Source organism: Mesorhizobium waitakense (genome assembly GCF_056431085.1).
Map to the genome: position 1 here is coordinate 112998 of NZ_JBWKME010000157.1, position 17461 is coordinate 130458.

The window sequence follows — 17461 nt, forward strand, 5'->3', positions numbered from 1 at the left end:
TCGGGCCTGTCGAGACTCAGGCCAGTTTGGCCAGAAGCTTCATGAATGTGGCGATCTCCTTGGCCGAGAGCGGCGCCAGTGTTTCCTGGGTGATTTCGCGGGCAAGCGGGATCAGGCGTTCGACCGCGTCGCGGCCTTCCGCGGTCAGATTGACCAGCAGCCGCCTTTTGTCGACCTCATGCTTGGAGAGATCGACCAGGCCGCGCGCCTTCAGCCGGTCGATGACACCCTTCACCGTCGCCGCGTCCATGGCGATCAGCGTGCCGAGCTGGTTCTGCGAGGTCTCGCCGACATCGCGCAGCTTGGCCAGCGCCGCGAATTGCGGCGGCGTCAGATCGGCGATATGGGCGGCGAAGATCGAGACATGGCGCTGATGCGCCTTGCGCAGGATGAAACCGACCTGCTCCTGCAAGCGATAGTCGTTTTCATCAGGCTCTTCGGCCTCGACCAGCTTGAGCAGATTGTCCTCGGCGCTCACCGCAACCCGTCCCAGGCCTTGATATCCCCGGCTGCCAGGCCGCCCATGCGGTCGTGGACGCGTGGGCCACAGGTCATGGCCAGGCAGAACAGGATCTCGTCGGCGCGCGGGCCGTCGCTGATGCCGACTTCCATGGCGTCGAAATGGCTGCGCACATAGGCGGCGTTGATGTGGCCGAGCGGCACGTCGAGCTTGGAGCCGAAGGCGCCGACCTTCTTGGCCGACGGCACGATCGCCTTGGCGTCGCCGAGCCGTTCGCGCATGGCGTAGCCGCCGGGCACGTGCCACAGCGCGCCGTGCTCAAGCTCGCCGGCGGAGCCGACAATGGCGCCCTTGCCATAGCCGTCGATCTGTTTCACGTCGCCGCCGAGCGCCGCGATCAGCCGGTCGGCCAGCAGCAGGCCGAGCGGCTTCAGATCGTCCATGGCGCTCTGCAGCTCCTCGACATAGCGCCCAGCGAACGGGTTCTTGACTAGCGCCATGGCGGCGGCGCGCCGGCGCGGCACCTTGGCCACCGGCCCGCCCTCATGGAAGATCTCTTCCGTTAGCACCGCGATCTTGCGGATCGGAAACTCAGGCATGGGCAACTTCCTTCCCTGGACTTTTGTCGGGCGCGGCAAGCGCCATGGAACCACTGATGCGGGTCTGGCCGGCAAGAAACAGCGCTGATGCGGCGATCAATCCCCTGCGGCGGAAATCTTCGGCGACGGCAAGTCCGCCGTCCAGCGCCGTGGCGATTTCCCCTAAAGAAAGCCGGTTCACCTCTTGCGTCACCAACCTGTCGCCAAGGTCGCTGTCCGGCGCCAGGTCGCGCGCCGGCACGCGCCGGATGGCCGGATGGCCGGGCAGGTCGACGGCATTGGCAATCAGCGTCGCGGCGGCATCGGCCTCGGCCCCGGTCCGCGCCAGCACGGTGACGGCATCGGCGATGCCAAGCGAAAACGAGCGCCCACGCCAGCCGCTGGTGACGACGCCGCGCACGCCATCGCCGGCATGGATGACAATGCGGTCGGCCAGACCGTGGCCGGTGCCGGCGATGGCAAGCGTCATCGACTGGGCGGCGCCGAGATGGATCGTGCTGTCACCGCCATTGTTGACATAGGCGCGGTCGAGCTTCCGGCCGGCAAGCATTGTCTCGAGCATTTCGTCGGCTACCGAACCGGCGACGGCGGCCATCGGCGTGATGAAATCTTTCGCTAGGGGCACGACGGCCGCTTCCATGCGCTGCGCTGTCGAACCGGCGAAAGCGCGCGGTCGACTCGTGGCCGGCTGGCGCAATTCCGGCAATTCCTCGACCAGCTCCGGCAAGATGGTCTGGAAACGCGCCACCGCCTGCTCAAAGGCCTTGCGGCATTCGTGCGCCTCGCCAAAGGCCTCGACGATCAGGTCGATCGGCCCGTGGTTCAGATGCAGCCGCTTGCCGTCCTGCAGCCAATGCGCTTGCGGGCCGGACATCACCCGGCCCCGTTGGAGCGAACACGGTGCAATTGTGCCAGCGGCGGCCATGGATTGCCGGCCGCGGCACCCGTGCCCCGGCGCGGATTGAGATACTCGCCGCCTTTGGCAACGATATCCTCGACGCTGCGGATTTCGGCCTCGTAGCCACCCAGCCGGACATAGTCGTCGCGGCGCAGGGTGAATTCGATCGGCGCCACCAGCGCCGGGGTCGGCACATAGCCGAAGGCGCCTTCCGGCACCCGCGTGACATCGACCATCAGCGTGATGCCCCCGCCCGGCCAGACATAGACCGGCGCGCCGCCGACCGTCACATAGGTGCTCAGGCCTTGCACGGAACGGGTGAGATTGACCGGGTTTTCGGTGACGCCGGCGCGCAGCGAGCCACCGGCGCCGCCGATGAACAGCACGGTGCACAGCGCCGGCTCGCAATTGTCCTCGATCAGCCCGACTGACTTTTGCAGCCGCTCCGGGAAGGGTTTCTGTACTGGTTTCAATTCATCATCGAGCTCGTAGTAGGCAAACTGCTCGCCGGTGGTCGAAACCATCAGCAGCGACAGGCCCGGCCGCGCGCCCTTCTTGGCGTTCCACTCGCCGAGGATCGACAGCGGGTCGGATATACTGGTGCCGCCCCATCCGAGGCCGGGATCGGACACCTTGAAATAGCGGCCCGGCGTCGAGCGGCGGCCGATGATTTTGATGCCCGTGTCCTGCCAGCCCAGCACCTTGCCGGCCTGATGCTCGGAGACGACGCCGGTGATGTGGTCGTCGACCACCACCACCTCGTCGACCAGCCCGCGCCATTGCGTGGCGAACATGCCGATGGTGGCCGAGCCGCAGCCGACACGCATCCGGTGTTCCTGCTTGCCGTCGATGACCGGTGGTTTGCCGGCTTCGACGATAACGGTGGCGCCGCCGTCGATGCCGAGCTCCACCGGCTTGCGGTTGCACAGATTGAGCAGCGCATCGCAAGTGGCGCGGCCTTCCGACTTCGAGCCGCCGGTCAGGTGGTGCACGCCGCCCAGCGACAGCATCTGCGATCCGTATTCGCCTGTCGTGACATGGCCGATCGCTTCGCCTTGCGATCGCACTGTAGCCGTCTCGGGCCCGATATGACGGTCGGTGTCGATCTTCACCTTGACGCCGCAGTAGGAGAAGATGCCCTCGGTAACGACGGTGACGAGATCGACGCCTTCGACTTGCTGGCTGACGATGAACGGAGCCGGCTTGTAATCGGGATAGGTGGTGCCCGCACCGATGGCGGTGACGAAGCGGCGGCCGGTGTTGACCAGTTCGCCGTCCCATGCGTCGCCCTCGGCGATGAACGGCACCATGGCCGCGCCGGCCTCGGCCGCGTTGTCGAGGATAGTCAGCGGATCCATGCGCACGATCCTGCCGCCGATATTGCCGTAGCGGTCGCAGGCGCCGGTGCGGCCATCGGCGATGTAGCACATGACCGGACAGGCATCGCAGCGGATCTTCTCCGCCACCTGCTTTTCACCGGGATCGTGGGTTTCAAAGCGTTCGGCAAGCTCGCTCATGGGCGTGCCTCCTTTTCGCGAATGGCGGCGCGGATGCGCGTCGGCGTCGCCGGAACCTTGGTGACCAGAACGCCGGTGGCGTGGCGGATGGCGTTGAGGATCGCCGGCGCCGTCGGGATCAGCACATGTTCGCCCAGGCCCTTGGCGCCGAACGGTCCTTCGGGGTCGGGGACCTCGATCAGGATGGTCTCGATCGGCGGCACGTCGCCAATGGTCGGAATGAGGTAGTCGTGCAGATTCTCGGTGCGGCCGGGGATATACTCCTCCATCAGCGCCATGCCGATGCCTTGCGCGATGCCGCCTTCGATCTGGCCCTCGACGAGCAGCGGGTTGATCGCCTTGCCGACGTCGTGCGCCGCGGTGATCTTGATCAGCTTGACCGTGCCGAGCTTGAGATCGACTTCGAGTTCGGCGATCTGCGCACCGTAGCCATAAACCGCATAGGGCTTGCCCTGGCCCTTGGCGTCGAGCGGCAGCGTCGGCGGGTCGTAGCCTTCCTCGGCGCGGAAGACGAAGCCATCGGCATCCACGTCCAAAGCTGCGAGGTCGATGTGGCGCGTGGCCTCGCCCTCGCGGATGATTATCGCCGGGCCATCCAGTTGCAGAGATGCTTTCTCCGAGACATTGGCAAAGCGCAGGATCTTTTCGCGCAAGGCACGGCCGGCCTTTTCGGCAGCCTTGCCGGTGACGAAAGTCTGGCGCGAGGCCGAGGTCTTGCCGGCATCGGGGGTGATCGCAGTATCGGCACTCTTAAGCTTGAATTTTTCCAGCGGCAGGCCGAGCGCGTCGGCGCAGATCTGGGGGATGACCGTGTTCGAGCCCTGGCCAATATCGACCGCGCCCTGATGCAGGACGACGTCGCCGCAAGCGGCGATGCCGACGCGGATGGTCGACGGGTTGGGCAGCGAGGTGTTGCCGCAGCCATACCAGCAGGAGGCGACACCAACGCCACGCTTTCTATCCTTGTTGGCATCGTTGAATACCTCCGCATCGGTCTTCGCCCGCGCCCAATGCGGTTGCAACGACTCAAGGCATTCGGCAATGCCGACGCCGGAATCCAACCGCTGTCCGGTAACCGTTTCGGTTCCGTTCCGAAGGCAGTTCTTCAAGCGAAAATCGAGCCGGTCAATGCCCAACTTGTCGGCCAGCTGGTCATAGAGCGTCTCCTGCATGATCGTCGCTTGCGGCACGCCGAAGCCGCGGAAGGCGCCGGAGATCGGCCCATGGGTGTGAATGGCGCGGCCCTCGGCGCGATAGTTCGGTGTCGCATACGGGCCGGAGGCGTGTACCGGCACGCGGTTGGCCACCGTCGGCCCCCAGCTGGCATAGGCGCCGGTGTTGAAGTCGCCGGCAAAGATCATCCCGGTGATATGGCCGTCTGCATCGGCACCGATGGTCGCCTTCATCTCGGCGGGATGGCGCTTGGTGGTCGATATCATGGATTCATTGCGGGTATAGGCGAGCGCGGCCGGCCGGCCGGTCTTCAGCGCGACAAGGCCAATCAATGGCTGCAGCGAAACGTCGAGCTTGGAGCCAAAGCCGCCCCCGGTCGCGGTCGGCACGATGCGCACCTTGTCGACGGCAAGGCCGAGCACCTTCGCCGTCTCATCACGGTCCATATAGGGCGCCTGAGTGCAAGCGACGACAACCAGCGTGTCGCCATCCAGATATGCATAGCCGGCTTCGGGCTCGATATAGGCGTGCTCGACATAGGAAGTATCGATGGCGCCGGACACGGTGATGGCCGCGCCGGCAAGCGCCGTCTCGGGATCGCCATGCTCGACAAAGCCGGAGGTGAGCAGGTTCGCCGGGCGGTTTTCATGGATCTGCCTGGCGCCGCTGGCCTGCGCTTCGCTGGGATGCAGAATATGCGGCAACTCGCTCCAGTGGACCGGAAAATCCGACAGGTCGAGATCGAGGATGGTCTCGCGCTCGCCGGCGACCAGCGCCACCGCTTCGCCGCGAAGGCGCGCGAAACGCTCGGCCAGCGCCGGCTGGTCGGCGAACGGGCCAATGACGCCGAAGCAGTTCTTGCCCGCGATGTCGGCGGCGGTGAAGACACCGGCGATGCCGGGATGCGCCTTCACCCAGCCACCGAGGTCGCCGAAGGCAAAGCTGGCATGGTAATGCGGCGAGCGCACCACCAGCACGGCCAATGCATCGGCGGGGAAGGAATCGCCGCCGAATTTTTCACTGCCGGTGACCTTCGGCACGCCGTCGAGCCGGACGGGCGAAGAACCAATCGCATGGCCCGATCGCGGCAAGCGGAAATCGAGGCTTCCTTCCTGCAGGGAGGCATCCATCACCGCTGCGATGATCTTCCGGTAACCGGTGCAGCGGCAGAGGATGCCGCCCAGCGCGTCCTGGACCTCGGTCTCGGTCGGGTTGGGCTTGTTGTCCAGCAATGCCGTGGCCGCGACCAGCAGGGCCGGCGTGCAGATGCCGCACTGCGCCGCACCATGGTCGAGGAACGAGGCCTGCAGCGCCGACAGCCGGCCATTGGCGAGCCCCTCGACGGTTATGACAGCCGTTCCCGCGGCAGAAGCCGCCGACATCAGGCAGGCGCAAACCGGCTCGCCGTCGACCAGCACCGTGCAGGCGCCGCAGTCGCCGGCGTCGCAGCCGACCTTGGTGCCGGTCAAAAGCAGTTCGTCGCGTAGCACTGAGGACAGCCGCCGCAGCGGCGGCACGTTGACCGAGATGGCTGCGCCATTCACCTCGAAGGCGATGTCGGCTCGCTCAGGGCCGAGGCGAGGCTGAACGCCGCCGAGATCTGGCAGGGTTTCACGCATTTCAGGCGAGACCTGGCTCATGCCGCCACCACCTCGGGGTCGTTCATCAGCCCACAGGTCTTGAGCACGGCGCGGGCAACGATCTCGCGCACCGCATCAAGCCGGTATTCGGCGCTGCCGCGCACATCGGCGATCGGCGACAGCTCAGCCATCGGCGCGGCCAGGACCGCATTGGCGAGCGCCAGGCCGGCGGGCCGGCCGCGCAAGGCGGCTTCGACGCCGGCGAGGCGCTTGGCCACCACCGAGCAGGAGCCGGCGGCAACCGCGGCTTCCCCGACAATGCCGTTGTCCACCACCAGACGCGCCGCCACCATGGCGATGGAAATGACGAGATAGCGCCGCGCGCCGAGCTTGACGAAAGCCGACGTGCCGGCTGCAGGTTTCGGCACGCGGATGGCCGTGACCATCTCGCCGGGCTGCCGGGCCGTGCGACGATTGCCGAGAATGAAGTCCTGCAGCGGCAAATAACGTGTCGTTATCGCCGATCGCAGTTCGACCTCAGCATCAAGGACGAGCAGCGCCGGCACGCCGTCGGCGGCCGGCGAGGCGTTGCAGAGATTGCCGGCGACCGAGGCGACGTTCTGGATCTGCACCGAGCCGACCTCACGCGCCGCCTGCTTCAGCGCATCGAAGGCCGGTGGCAAGGGATGGCGGATGATGTCGGTCCAGGTCGTGCGCGCGCCGATGACGAAGTGGTCATCCGTCTCGGCAATGCCGCGCAGCGCCGCCAGGCCATTGATGTCGAGAACATTGTCACGGAACGGCTTGCTGCCTTGTGCCGGATAGAAATCGGTGCCGCCGGCTAGAATGCGCCAGGCGCCCTCGCCAAGCAGAGCGAGCGCTTCGTCGACTATGGTGGGTTTCGCGTAACGGATCACGCTTTGCCTTCCAGAAAAGAGGCCTTCCAGAAACCGGTATTTCGAAAGACTCCACCAGCATTGGAGCCGGGCGGAATTCATTCGTATGCAAATGATATCAAGACGGCAGGAATTGTCAAAGCCGGAGTTTGCAGCGGCTCGGTCGGCACGCATTTGTTACGATGTTGTTATGCTGCCAGAGGTTGACGCAGCCAGTCATCTGGTCGAGTTTCTGCCTCCGGTCGCAACAGCGGCATCAAGACAGAGAGGAAGGAAGCCGCATGGCCGACGAAGCGCTTGTTGTCATCGACCTGCAGAACGATTTTTGTCCGGGCGGCGCACTGGCGGTTGCCGGCGGCGACGAGATCGTGCCGCTGGTCAATGACCTGATCCGGCACGCCGATCATGTCGTGCTGACGCAGGACTGGCATCCCGCCGGCCATTCGAGCTTTGCCTCCAGCCATCCGGGCTCGCAGCCGTTCACGATGATCGACATGCCCTACGGCCAGCAGACTTTGTGGCCGGACCACTGCATCCAGGGCAGCCTGGGTTCGGATTTCCATTCCGGCCTCGCCTGGACCAAGGCGGAGCTCGTCATCCGCAAGGGTTTTCGGCCTGCCATCGACAGCTACTCGGCCTTCTTCGAGAACGACCGGACGACGCCGACCGGCCTTGGCGGCTATCTCAGGGAGCGCGGCATCGACACGCTGACCCTGGTCGGCTTGGCAACCGATTTCTGCGTTGCCTTTTCGGCGCTGGACGCCATCAGCCAAGGTTTCAAAACCACCGTCCGGCTCGATGCCTGTCGTGGCATCGATCTCAACGGTTCGCTCGAGACAATGCTGCACCGCATGCGCGACGCCGGCGTGACGCTTGAAGACCACGTCTTGGATTGAACTGAACGTGGGGCGCAAGAGGGGCTTTTTGCGGATTGCGACAGGAGCGGGCGCTGTGATCGCCGTCGCAATGCTGTTTCCAGGCCAGGCCTTGGCAGCGGAGGAACACGCGCTGCCCGGCGCCGCGATGTCGCTGTGGTGGGCGCTGCCCTTTGCCGGCCTGCTGCTGTCGATCGCCACCGGGCCTTTGCTCTTCCATCACATATGGGAGCATCATTATGGCAAGATATCAGCGCTGTGGTCGGCGCTGGTGATCGTGCCGCTGGCCTTGGCCTTCGGCATTCCCAGCGCGACCGAGGCGGTGCTGCACGCGCTGCTCACCGAATACATGTCGTTCATCATCCTGCTGTTCGCGCTCTACACGATTTCGGGCGGCATCCTGCTTGCCGGCAACATCCACGGGACGCCGCTGGTCAATGCCGGGCTGCTGCTTGCCGGCGCGATCCTGGCCTCGGTGATCGGCACGACCGGCGCCTCGATGGTCCTGATCCGGCCGATCCTGCGCGCCAACGACGCCAGGCCGTTCAACGCCCATGTCGTCATCTTCTTCATCTTCCTGGTTTCCAACATCGGCGGCTCGCTGACGCCGCTCGGCGACCCGCCGCTGTTCGTTGGTTTCCTGCGCGGCGTCGATTTTTTCTGGACCACCGCCAACCTCTGGCGCGAGACGCTGTTCGTCGGCGTCGTCGTGCTGGCCGTCTTCCTGGCCATCGACATCATCCTCCACCGGCGCGAAGCTGGGGCGCCGAAGATCAAGGATCCGACACCGGATACGAAGGTGCGCCTGCGCGGCCTGGCCAACCTTCCGCTGCTGGCTGGCGTGATCGGTGCGATCCTGCTGTCGGCGGCCTGGAAGCCGGGCGTGAGCTTTTCCGTGTTGGGCGTGAGCCTCGAGCTGCAGAATCTGGTGCGCGACGCCATCAACCTGGCGCTGGCCTTGCTGTCGCTTCCCCTATCGTACAAGAGCCACCGCAAAGCGAACGGCTTCAACTGGGGGCCGATAGCAGAGGTGGCGAAATTGTTTGCCGGCATCTTCATCTGCATCGTGCCGGTCATCGCCATCCTCAGGGCAAGCCATGACGGCGCTCTGGCGCCGCTGGTGGCACTTGTCAGTTCGCCCTCCGGCCAGCCCAACGATCTCGCCTATTTCTGGCTGACCGGGGCGCTGTCGTCCTTCCTCGACAATGCGCCGACCTATCTGGTGTTCTTCGAACTCGCCGGCGGCGACCCTCGGCATCTGATGACGGAGTTCGCCTCGACCTTGGCGGCGATTTCGGCGGGTGCGGTGTTCATGGGCGCCAACACCTATATCGGCAATGCACCCAATTTCATGGTCTATGCCATCGCAAGGCATCGCGGCGTGAAGATGCCGGGCTTCTTCGGCTACATGCTGTGGTCCGGGCTGGTGCTGATCCCGACTTTCCTGGTCGCCGGCTTTTTGTTCTTCGGCTGATCAGCCCACGCCGACATAGCGACGCACTGCCGACGGGTCGGCACGCAGTTCCTCGACATCGACCGTCTCGCGGTTGCGGCCGTTCTCGATGAAGCAAACACGGTCGGCAACGGACAGCACCGCATCGACCCGCTGTTCGACCAGGATCGTGGACACACCCATGTCGCGCAGCGTCGACACCGTCTCGCGGATCTTGGCGATCATCGACGGCATCAACCCTTCGGTCGGCTCGTCGAGCAGCAGCACCTGCGGTTCGAGGCAAAGCGCGCGCGCCATCGCCAGCATCTGCTGCTCGCCGCCGGACAAGGTGCCCGAGCGTTGCCGCAGCCGCTGGCGCAGCAGCGGGAACAGGTCGAGCACGGTTTCGCGCGTCGCCTTGCCCTTGCCGCGAGCCATCAGGCCGATCTCGATGTTTTCAGCCACCGTCATTTCGGCGAACAGCCGCCTTCCCTGCGGCACATAGGCGACGCCGGCCTTCGGCACCTCATGCGCCGGCAGACCGGTCAATTCCTGGCCACCGAGCCTGATCGAGCCGGCGCTTGAGGGGACCAGTCCCATGATGGCCTTGAGCGTCGTCGTCTTGCCGGCGCCGTTGCGGCCGAACAGGCAGAGCACCTCGCCCTTGTTCAGCACGAGATCGAGGCCGTAAAGCACCTGGACCTCGCCATAGAAGCAGTCCAGCCCCGAGATCGCCAGCGCCTCGGACCTTGTCTCCGCTTTGGTCGTTTCGGTCATGGGGCGGTCCCCAGATAGGCTTGCTGAACGGCCGCGTTCTCGCGGATCGCCTCGGGCGTGCCTTCGGCGAGGATCTTGCCGGCGTTGAAGACGGTGATGCGGTCGGCCAATTGCATCACGACCGGCATGTTGTGTTCGATCAGGAGCACGGTCGCATTCGCGGCGATCTCGCGCACTAGGGTGATGAAATTGTCGATCTCGCTGTCAGCCAGGCCCTGCGTCGGCTCGTCGAGGATCAGCAGGCGCGGCTTCAGCGCCAGGCCCATCGCCACTTCCAGCAGGCGCTGGTGGCCATAGGACAATTGCCCGGCCGGCATGTGGGCGCGGTCGGCCAGGCCGGTGCGGTCGAGCGCCGCCATGACGCCGGCACGCACCGCGCCCTTCGAGCGGCCATCGCTCAGCGTGCGCTGCACCGGCAATGCGACATTGTCGTAGGCGGTGAGGTTGGCGAAGACGCTGGTGATCTGGAACGTGTAGGCAATGCCCTGGCGGACCCGGACATAGGCCGGCAGGCCGGTGATGTCGGCGCCATCGAAGACGATCATGCCTGACGACGGCTGGATGCGGCCGCTGACTAGGCTGACGAAGGTGGTCTTCCCCGCGCCGTTCGGGCCGATGACGGCGCGGATCTCGCCGGGCATCAAGGTGAAATCGACACTGTCGACGGCGCGCAGGCCACCGAAGTTGCGCGACAGGCCCTTGGTGGTCAAAAGCGGCGTCACGGCAGCCACCTGAGCCAGCGCTGCCGCATGCTGCCGAGAATGCCTTTGGGGAAAAACAGCACCAGCAGGATGAGGGCGATGCCGACGATCAGCAGATAGGCCGAGGTGTAACCGCTGGTGATGTCGATGACATAGTACATGAACAGCGTGCCGATCAGCGGCCCAAGCGTCGTGGCGGCGCCGCCGAGCAGCACCCACAGCAGCGGCAGGATGGAATACTGCACCGAAGCGAAGCTCGAGCCGACATAGCCGAACAGCAGCGCATAGGCAGCACCCGAGGCAGCGCAGACCATGCCGGAGATGACGACGGCGGCGAGCTTGTTGGAGAAGGTGTCGTAGCCCAGCATCTTCGTCCGCTCCTCGTTCTCGCGGATGGCGACCAGCACGCGGCCATATCTGGATCGGACAATCGCAAGCGTGATCAGCAGCACCAGCGAGAACAAGCCGAGCGCGCTCATGTAGCGCACGGTCGGGTTGGTGAGATCGAGCGATGTCGCGCCGAAAGCAAGCACCCGCGCCGGCTGCGGCACGACCATGCCCTGGTCGCCGCCGGTCCATGACGAGAAGTAGAGAATGATGAGGTAGAACACCTGCGCGAACATCATGGTCACGATCATGAAGGCGACGCCTGACGTGCGTAGCGCCAGCAGGCCGATCACCAGGGAAAGAACGACACCGCAGCAGAGGCCCGCGGCGAATGCCGCCGGCACGCTCCAGCCAAGCTGGATGACGGCAAGGCCGGCACCGTAGAGCCCGGCGGAAAAGAACATGGCGTGGCCGAGGCTGAGCAGGCCGACATAGCCGAACAGCATGTTGTAGCCCATGGCAAAGACCGCCAGCACCATGATGCGGGCGAGCAGGCCGTGATAGTACTCCGGCAAAAGGAAGCTCAGCACGAACAGCAGCCCGATGACGCCGAGATGCAGGCCGTAGGCCTTTGCCGGCGAAGCTTCGCTCATCGCGACGCCGTCCCGAACAGGCCTTGCGGCCGGAACACCAGCACCATGGCGACCAGCAGTGTGGCGATGATCTTGGCCAGCGTCGGCGAGAAGAACACCGAGATGATGCCGTCGGACAGGCCGATCAGCACGGCGGCGACGACCGTGCCGCGCAGCGAGCCGAGACCGCCGATGATGACGACGATGAAGGACAGCAGCAGCGGATCCTGGCCCATCAGGTAATGCGCCTGGCTGATCGGCACGATCAGCACCGCGGCGATGGCCGCCAGCATGGCGCCGAGCGCGAAGACGCCGCCATAGACTCGGCCGACCGGGATGCCAAAGGCTTGCGCCGTCTCGCTGTCGTACTGCGTGGCGCGCATGATCAGGCCGATCTTCGTGCGCGTCAGCACCAGCCATGTCGCCACCAGCAGAAGCGCTGAGGCGGCGATGACAGACAGTTTGTAGCCGGAATAGCCGAACCACGGCAAAAGGATGCGATAGCTGAACGGCGGCTCCACAGGCCGCGCCTCCGGGCCGTAGAAGGTCAGCGCCAGCTGCTGGATGATGTAGAGCATGCCGATGGTGGCGACGATGGTGGCTTCCGGATTGTAGTTGAGCCGGCGCAGCACCAGCCGTTCGGCAACCAGCGCGATAACGCCGACGATCAGTGGCGCAACCACCAGCGCCGCCAGGAAGCCGACAGCCGGGTGACCGCCGATCGCCGTGGTGATCGCCCAGGCAAGCACGGCGCCGAGCATGAAGAATTCGCCATGGGCGACGTTGACGACGCGCATGACGCCGAACACCAGCGACAGCCCAAGCGCCATCAGCGCCAGCACGGCGGAGGTGACGAGGCCTTCGAGGGCGGCGAGGAGAAGGTGGGGACCGAAGTGCATCGGTTACACTCCGGCAGGCGCCAAGTGCACCCCCCTCTGGCCTGCCGGCCATCTCCCCCTCAAGGGGGGAGATTGGCAGTTCGTGCGATGGCGGCCATCCACCAGCTGCGATGATTGGCGAAGGCGGTGAAAGCAGCCGATCTCCCCCCTTGAGGGGGAGACGTCCGGCAGGACAGAGGGGGGTGGCTTGGCGCTCACGCTTGCTGGAGCAGCTAAGACTACAGCGCCTGCGTCGTGTAATCCCCCTCGGCCTCGTAAAGCCCGTCCTCGATCTTGGTCTTGTGGACGACCTTCAGCTTGCCACCTTCGACCTTGGAGATGTTCTGGATACCGAAGCACTGGTGGATCTTGCCGTTGAAGGTTTTTGGGCCCTGCGGATGCTCGGGTCCTTCGGCGAAGGCGGTCAGCGCCTCGGTCGCCTCGACCAGCTTGGCGCGGTCTTCCGGCCCCTTGTAGCCGGCGTCTTCCATCGCCTTCTTGACCACATAGAGCGTTTCCCAGCAGCCGAACATGTGCGACGCGGTGGAGACGTCCTTTGGATCGCCGACGGCGGCGCCATTGTCGTCGATACCGACGGCGGCGCGATAGGCTTTTTGCGCGGCGCTGTCGTCGGCCTGCGCATAGCGCGGCGAACCCTCCCAGAAATGGCTGCCGTCCAGAAATTCGAGCCCAGGGCTGTTGATATCGGTGGCCTCCAGCGAATCCATGAAGCCGAACAGCTGCGGCCGGTTGGAGCCGTAGAACTCGCCGAGTTCCTTGACGAAGGTGAGCACCGCCGGGCCGACCATGACGTGGTAGATCACCTCGGTCTCAGCCGGGATCTGCGGGAAGTACTTGGTGAAGGACGATTCCGTCGGCGGGATGGCGATCTGCGCGATGACGTCGGCGCCTTGCGCCTTCAGCGCCGGCGGCAGGTAGTCGCGGTGGTCGTAGCCGAAGGCGAAATCCGGGAAGATCTGCGTCACCTTCTTGCCGGCATTGGCCGCGATCCACGGCGCCATCGACTGGATCTGGCTTTTCACGTCGGTGATGCCGGGCTGGAAGACATAGCGGTTGAGCTTGGTCGAGGCGACATGGTGGCCTTCGCTGACGACGAAGTAGGGGATCTTGGCCTCGCCGGCGGCGGGCGCCGAGCCGATGACGACATGCGAGAACAATGTGCCGAACACGATGTCGGTCTTGTGCTGGGTGGCGAACTTGCCGACCACTTCGGCGCCGCGGCCCGGATCGGTGCCGTCATCCTCGATGATCACCTCGACCTGGCGGCCGTTGATGCCGCCGGCGGCGTTGATCGCCTTGATGGCGGCAGCGGTGGTCTTCTCGTACCAGCGGCCATAAGCGGCGCCGATGCCGGTGCGGTGCGACTGGAAGCCGATCTTGATCGGCGCCGAGCTCTGTGCCTGGGAATAGCGGACGAAGCCTGGCGCGGTGACCAGGCCGGCGGTGGCGGCCAGCCCCTTCAGCGCCGTGCGGCGGGTGAGACCGGTTTTCGAGAGGTCGAAGGTCTTGCTCTTGTCCATGATGCCGTTCCCCTTGTTCAGCGTTTAGGAGCGCAAAGTCCGCTCATTTCCGGAAGTCGAAAAATTGCATGTGTACAAACTAAATCACCAAAGTCCGGACACGGCAATGCCGGTTCCGTGGGGGAAGCCCGGTTTATTTTCCAGCGCAAACGGCTCAGCCAACCGTCGGCGTGGCAAGCAGCCAGAGGCCGAAGACCGTATAGGCGATCATCAGCACAGTGAGCGGGAACTGGCTGAGGGTTGCGCGGGAGGGCTGCGGGTGCAGGCGCCAGGCGAAGCCGTGGGCGATGAGGACGGCGAGCACATGGCCTGATATGATGGCGCCAGCCTGGACGTTCCACAGCCACCAGGCGGAATCCGCACCGGCAACGATGCCCGCCTCGATCTGCATGTCGGCGCTGCCGAACACGTTCCAGCCCAGCGCGAACGGGTCGGACAGCGCCGCAAGCGCATACTGGCCGTCGACGAGCAGCGACGTCAGGTAATGCGCGGCATGATAGGCAAGCGCGATCGGCACGATCGACCACACCAGCAGTCCGGCTACATGGCCGAAGGGGCGATCGCTGCGCGCAAGACGCTGGCCGAGCCAGACTGCAAGCATGAACACGCCTGCAAGCAACATGAACGTCAGAACCAGCCCAAGGCTGCCGCTGCCGAGCACCGCCGTGCGGCCGGGAAATTCCAGCGGATTGATGCCGAAAAGGCCGAGCCAGAAGAAGGTTTTCGACAGGCCGTCGAAGGACACCGACGACAGGGCAAGAAGCAGGAAGGCAATGCCGCTGGCCGGCAACGGCTCGGCGGGGAACAGCTTGGCGCCTGGCCAGCACAGGCCAAGCCGACCGGTTTCGTTGCGCTGGACGATCGCGAAACGCGCCACCATCGAGAAGAAGACCGACAGGAATTCGCCGCTGCGGCTCCAGTTTCGATAGCCGAACGCCAGCATGGCAAGGAAGGTGAGCAGCCAGTAGAGGCCGGCAGCATACGCCAGCCGCGCCGGATCGTCGGGCGCCGGATCGATGAGTTCGAACCAGGCAAAGGCGAAAAACAACAGGACGGCCGACCAGCAGCCGAGCCATCGGGGAAGTCGCCAGCTCCCTTCATCCCCCGCGCCGAGCAGACGTGAGGTAAGGCGCCACGGCCCATACCATGGATTGAGCCATGACCAGAGATCGCCGAAGACACCTTGCAGCAGCGTGACGCCAGCCCATAGCAGGGTCCAGATGACCAGCGGCAAAGGGTTTGAAAGCGGGTCGCGGCTGCCGAAAAGGCCGGCGGCGATGAGGATTGCAAAGCCGGCAAAGGAGATTAGGCTGAGTATTGTGCGGGCGTTGTCGCCGAAGGCGAACAGCGTCAGGCGTCGACGCCAGAAACGGTCGAGCAAATCCCCCGGCAGCAGCGCAAGCACGAGGAAACTGACAGCCACGGCGAAAGCGCCGCCGACCAGATAGTAGCCGGTCGGCAAGAGCAGGACATGGCCACGGTCGGAGGCGTGGGCGAAGGCGGGCGTGGGTGACAAAGTTAGGCAAACGAGCAGAGTTCTTGAAGAAAGGCGCTCTACGGCGCCCCCCTCTGTCCTGCCGGACATCTCCCCCTCAAGGGGGGAGATTGCGCGGTCATTTTGGCTTTCGCCAACTCTCGGGGTTGCAGAGGAAGCACTGCCGGTGGAACTGCCGATCTCCCCCCTGGAGGGGGAGATGTCCGGCAGGACAGAGGGGGGCGCGAAGGAACTCGAACTATCGAAGAGTTCCATCACCCCTCACACCTTGACCAGTTGCTCCACGCGGTCCTTTTGACCGAAGATCCTGAGATAACGCTCGATCTCTTTCTCGTCGCCGGTCGCCTTGGCCGGATTGTCGGAAAGCTTGACCGCCGGTCTTCCATTGGCCTCGGTGACCTTGCAGACCAGCGATATCGCGTCCAGGCTGTTGGTTTCCGTCGGCGCGCAGCCCTCGAAATCATTGGTGAGGTTGGTGCCCCAGCCGAACGACATGCGCACCTTGCCCCTGAAATGGCGGTAGGTCTCCTCAATCGTTTCGACCTCGAGCCCGTCGGAGAAGATCAGCAGTTTCTGCCGGGGATCCTTGCCCCTGTCGCGCCACCAGGACAGGATTTTTTCGCCGCCCTCGATCGGCGGCGCGCTGTCGGGGCGAAAACCGGTCCAGTCGGCCACCCAGTCCGGCGCGTCGCGCAGGAATGAGGCCGTGCCGAAGGCATCGGGCAGCACGATCAGCAGATTGCCGCCATAATAGCGCTGCCAGTCCTGCAGCACCTTGTAGGGTGACTGTTTCAGCTCTTTTTCCGAATTGGCGAGCGCGGCGAACACCATCGGCAGTTCGTGGGCGTTGGTGCCGAGCGCTTCGAGGTCGTTGTCCATGGCCAAAAGCACGTTGGAGGTGCCGGTGAAAGCTTCGCCGATGCCTTCCTTCAACGCCTCGACGCACCAGCGCTGCCACAGGAAGGAATGGCGCCGGCGCGTGCCGAAGTCCGAAATGCGGATGCCGGGCAGCGCCTTCAGCCGTTCGGTCTTGGCCCACATCTTGGCCTTGGCGCGGGCATAGAGCACGTCGAGCGCGAACGGGCCGTACGCCCGCAAGGCCGCGCGGGAACGGAGTTCATTTATGATGGCGAGCGCCGGGATTTCCCACAGCGTGGTGTACATCCAAGGCCCGCTGAAGGTGAGCTCATACTGGCCGTCGCGCTTCGACAATTCGTATTCCGGCAGCCTGAAATTCTCCAGCCAGGCGAGGAATTCCGGCTCGAAGATCTGCTTGCGGCCGTAGAAATTGTTACCGCCGAGCCAGATCATCTCCTTCTTGCTGAAGCGCAAGGTGCGGGCATGGTCGAGTTGTTCGCGCAGTTCGCCCTCGTCGATCTCTTCGGCCAGCCGCACGGAGGTGGTGCGGTTGATCAGTGAGAAGGTCGTGTCGACCTTGGGGTACATGCCCCAGATCATCTGCAGCATCAAAAGCTTGTAGAAGTCCGTATCGAGCAGGCTGCGCACGATTGGGTCGAGCTTCCAGGTGTGGTTGTAGACACGCCGCGCAATATCGGTCCTAGCCATGTTTCAACACCGCCTTCGCTGCCTGCTACCCACAACCGCGACAGGCCTCATAGCATCGAATTGGCCAAAACGCTGCCCGGTTTCAGGGCTGGCCCGACAAAAAGAAAACCCTGC

Annotated in this window: 15 protein-coding genes; 2 read left to right on the plus strand and 13 right to left on the minus strand. The window is 64.7% G+C overall.

Features of this window, described 5'->3' with window-relative positions; translation table 11 throughout:
* Positions 1 to 16 precede the first annotated feature (16 nt).
* The 6 genes from AC07FD_RS30105 to AC07FD_RS30130 are packed head-to-tail and all read right to left on the minus strand — an operon-like array spanning position 17 to position 7144.
* Complete coding sequence (locus tag AC07FD_RS30105; protein ID WP_478352800.1) at positions 17 to 478, minus strand: MarR family winged helix-turn-helix transcriptional regulator; 462 nt, start codon at positions 476 to 478, stop codon at positions 17 to 19.
* Positions 475 to 1059, minus strand: a complete 585-nt coding sequence (locus tag AC07FD_RS30110) for an amino acid synthesis family protein (protein WP_478352801.1) — start codon at positions 1057 to 1059, stop codon at positions 475 to 477. The genes AC07FD_RS30105 and AC07FD_RS30110 overlap by 4 nt, the downstream gene beginning before the upstream one ends.
* Positions 1052 to 1933 (minus strand): UPF0280 family protein, encoded by an 882-nt coding sequence (locus AC07FD_RS30115; protein ID WP_478352802.1) that lies wholly within the window; start codon positions 1931 to 1933, stop codon positions 1052 to 1054. The genes AC07FD_RS30110 and AC07FD_RS30115 overlap by 8 nt, the downstream gene beginning before the upstream one ends.
* Complete coding sequence (locus tag AC07FD_RS30120; protein ID WP_478352803.1) at positions 1933 to 3474, minus strand: 6-hydroxynicotinate reductase; 1542 nt, start codon at positions 3472 to 3474, stop codon at positions 1933 to 1935. Before AC07FD_RS30120 ends, AC07FD_RS30115 begins: the two co-directional genes overlap by 1 nt.
* Entirely contained in the window at positions 3471 to 6266 is a 2796-nt protein-coding gene (locus AC07FD_RS30125) for a molybdopterin-dependent oxidoreductase (protein WP_478352859.1), read from the minus strand. The genes AC07FD_RS30120 and AC07FD_RS30125 overlap by 4 nt, the downstream gene beginning before the upstream one ends.
* Before the next feature lie 17 nt (positions 6267 to 6283).
* Positions 6284 to 7144, minus strand: a complete 861-nt coding sequence (locus AC07FD_RS30130; RefSeq protein ID WP_478352804.1) for an FAD binding domain-containing protein — start codon at positions 7142 to 7144, stop codon at positions 6284 to 6286.
* 260 nt (positions 7145 to 7404) lie between these two features.
* Here AC07FD_RS30130 and pncA point away from each other — a divergent pair, with 260 nt between their 5' ends.
* Positions 7405 to 8019 (plus strand): bifunctional nicotinamidase/pyrazinamidase, encoded by a 615-nt coding sequence (pncA, locus tag AC07FD_RS30135; protein WP_478352805.1) that lies wholly within the window; start codon positions 7405 to 7407, stop codon positions 8017 to 8019.
* Positions 8020 to 8089: 70 nt separating this feature from the next.
* Positions 8090 to 9472: a sodium:proton antiporter gene (locus AC07FD_RS30140; RefSeq protein ID WP_478352860.1), complete on the plus strand. Its 1383-nt coding sequence runs from the start codon at positions 8090 to 8092 to the stop codon at positions 9470 to 9472.
* Here the strand turns inward: AC07FD_RS30140 and AC07FD_RS30145 are convergent, their stop codons facing one another.
* The 7 genes from AC07FD_RS30145 to pncB all read right to left on the minus strand — a co-directional run bounded on the left by AC07FD_RS30145 (position 9473) and on the right by pncB (position 17347).
* Entirely contained in the window at positions 9473 to 10207 is a 735-nt protein-coding gene (locus AC07FD_RS30145) for an ABC transporter ATP-binding protein (RefSeq protein ID WP_095083415.1), read from the minus strand.
* Positions 10204 to 10929, minus strand: a complete 726-nt coding sequence (locus AC07FD_RS30150; RefSeq protein WP_095084335.1) for an ABC transporter ATP-binding protein — start codon at positions 10927 to 10929, stop codon at positions 10204 to 10206. The genes AC07FD_RS30145 and AC07FD_RS30150 overlap by 4 nt, the downstream gene beginning before the upstream one ends.
* Positions 10926 to 11888, minus strand: coding sequence for a branched-chain amino acid ABC transporter permease (locus AC07FD_RS30155; protein ID WP_478352806.1), 963 nt, complete (start codon positions 11886 to 11888; stop codon positions 10926 to 10928). The genes AC07FD_RS30150 and AC07FD_RS30155 overlap by 4 nt, the downstream gene beginning before the upstream one ends.
* Positions 11885 to 12766: a branched-chain amino acid ABC transporter permease gene (locus AC07FD_RS30160; RefSeq protein WP_478352807.1), complete on the minus strand. Its 882-nt coding sequence runs from the start codon at positions 12764 to 12766 to the stop codon at positions 11885 to 11887. The genes AC07FD_RS30155 and AC07FD_RS30160 overlap by 4 nt, the downstream gene beginning before the upstream one ends.
* A gap of 218 nt (positions 12767 to 12984) precedes the next feature.
* Positions 12985 to 14286, minus strand: coding sequence for an ABC transporter substrate-binding protein (locus tag AC07FD_RS30165; RefSeq protein ID WP_457151180.1), 1302 nt, complete (start codon positions 14284 to 14286; stop codon positions 12985 to 12987).
* Positions 14287 to 14440: 154 nt separating this feature from the next.
* Entirely contained in the window at positions 14441 to 15871 is a 1431-nt protein-coding gene (locus AC07FD_RS30170) for a hypothetical protein (protein ID WP_478352808.1), read from the minus strand.
* 171 nt (positions 15872 to 16042) lie between these two features.
* Positions 16043 to 17347 carry a nicotinate phosphoribosyltransferase gene (pncB, locus tag AC07FD_RS30175; protein WP_478352809.1) on the minus strand — a complete coding sequence of 435 codons (1305 nt, stop codon included), beginning with the start codon at positions 17345 to 17347 and terminating at the stop codon, positions 16043 to 16045.
* Between the last annotated feature and the right edge of the window lie 114 nt (positions 17348 to 17461).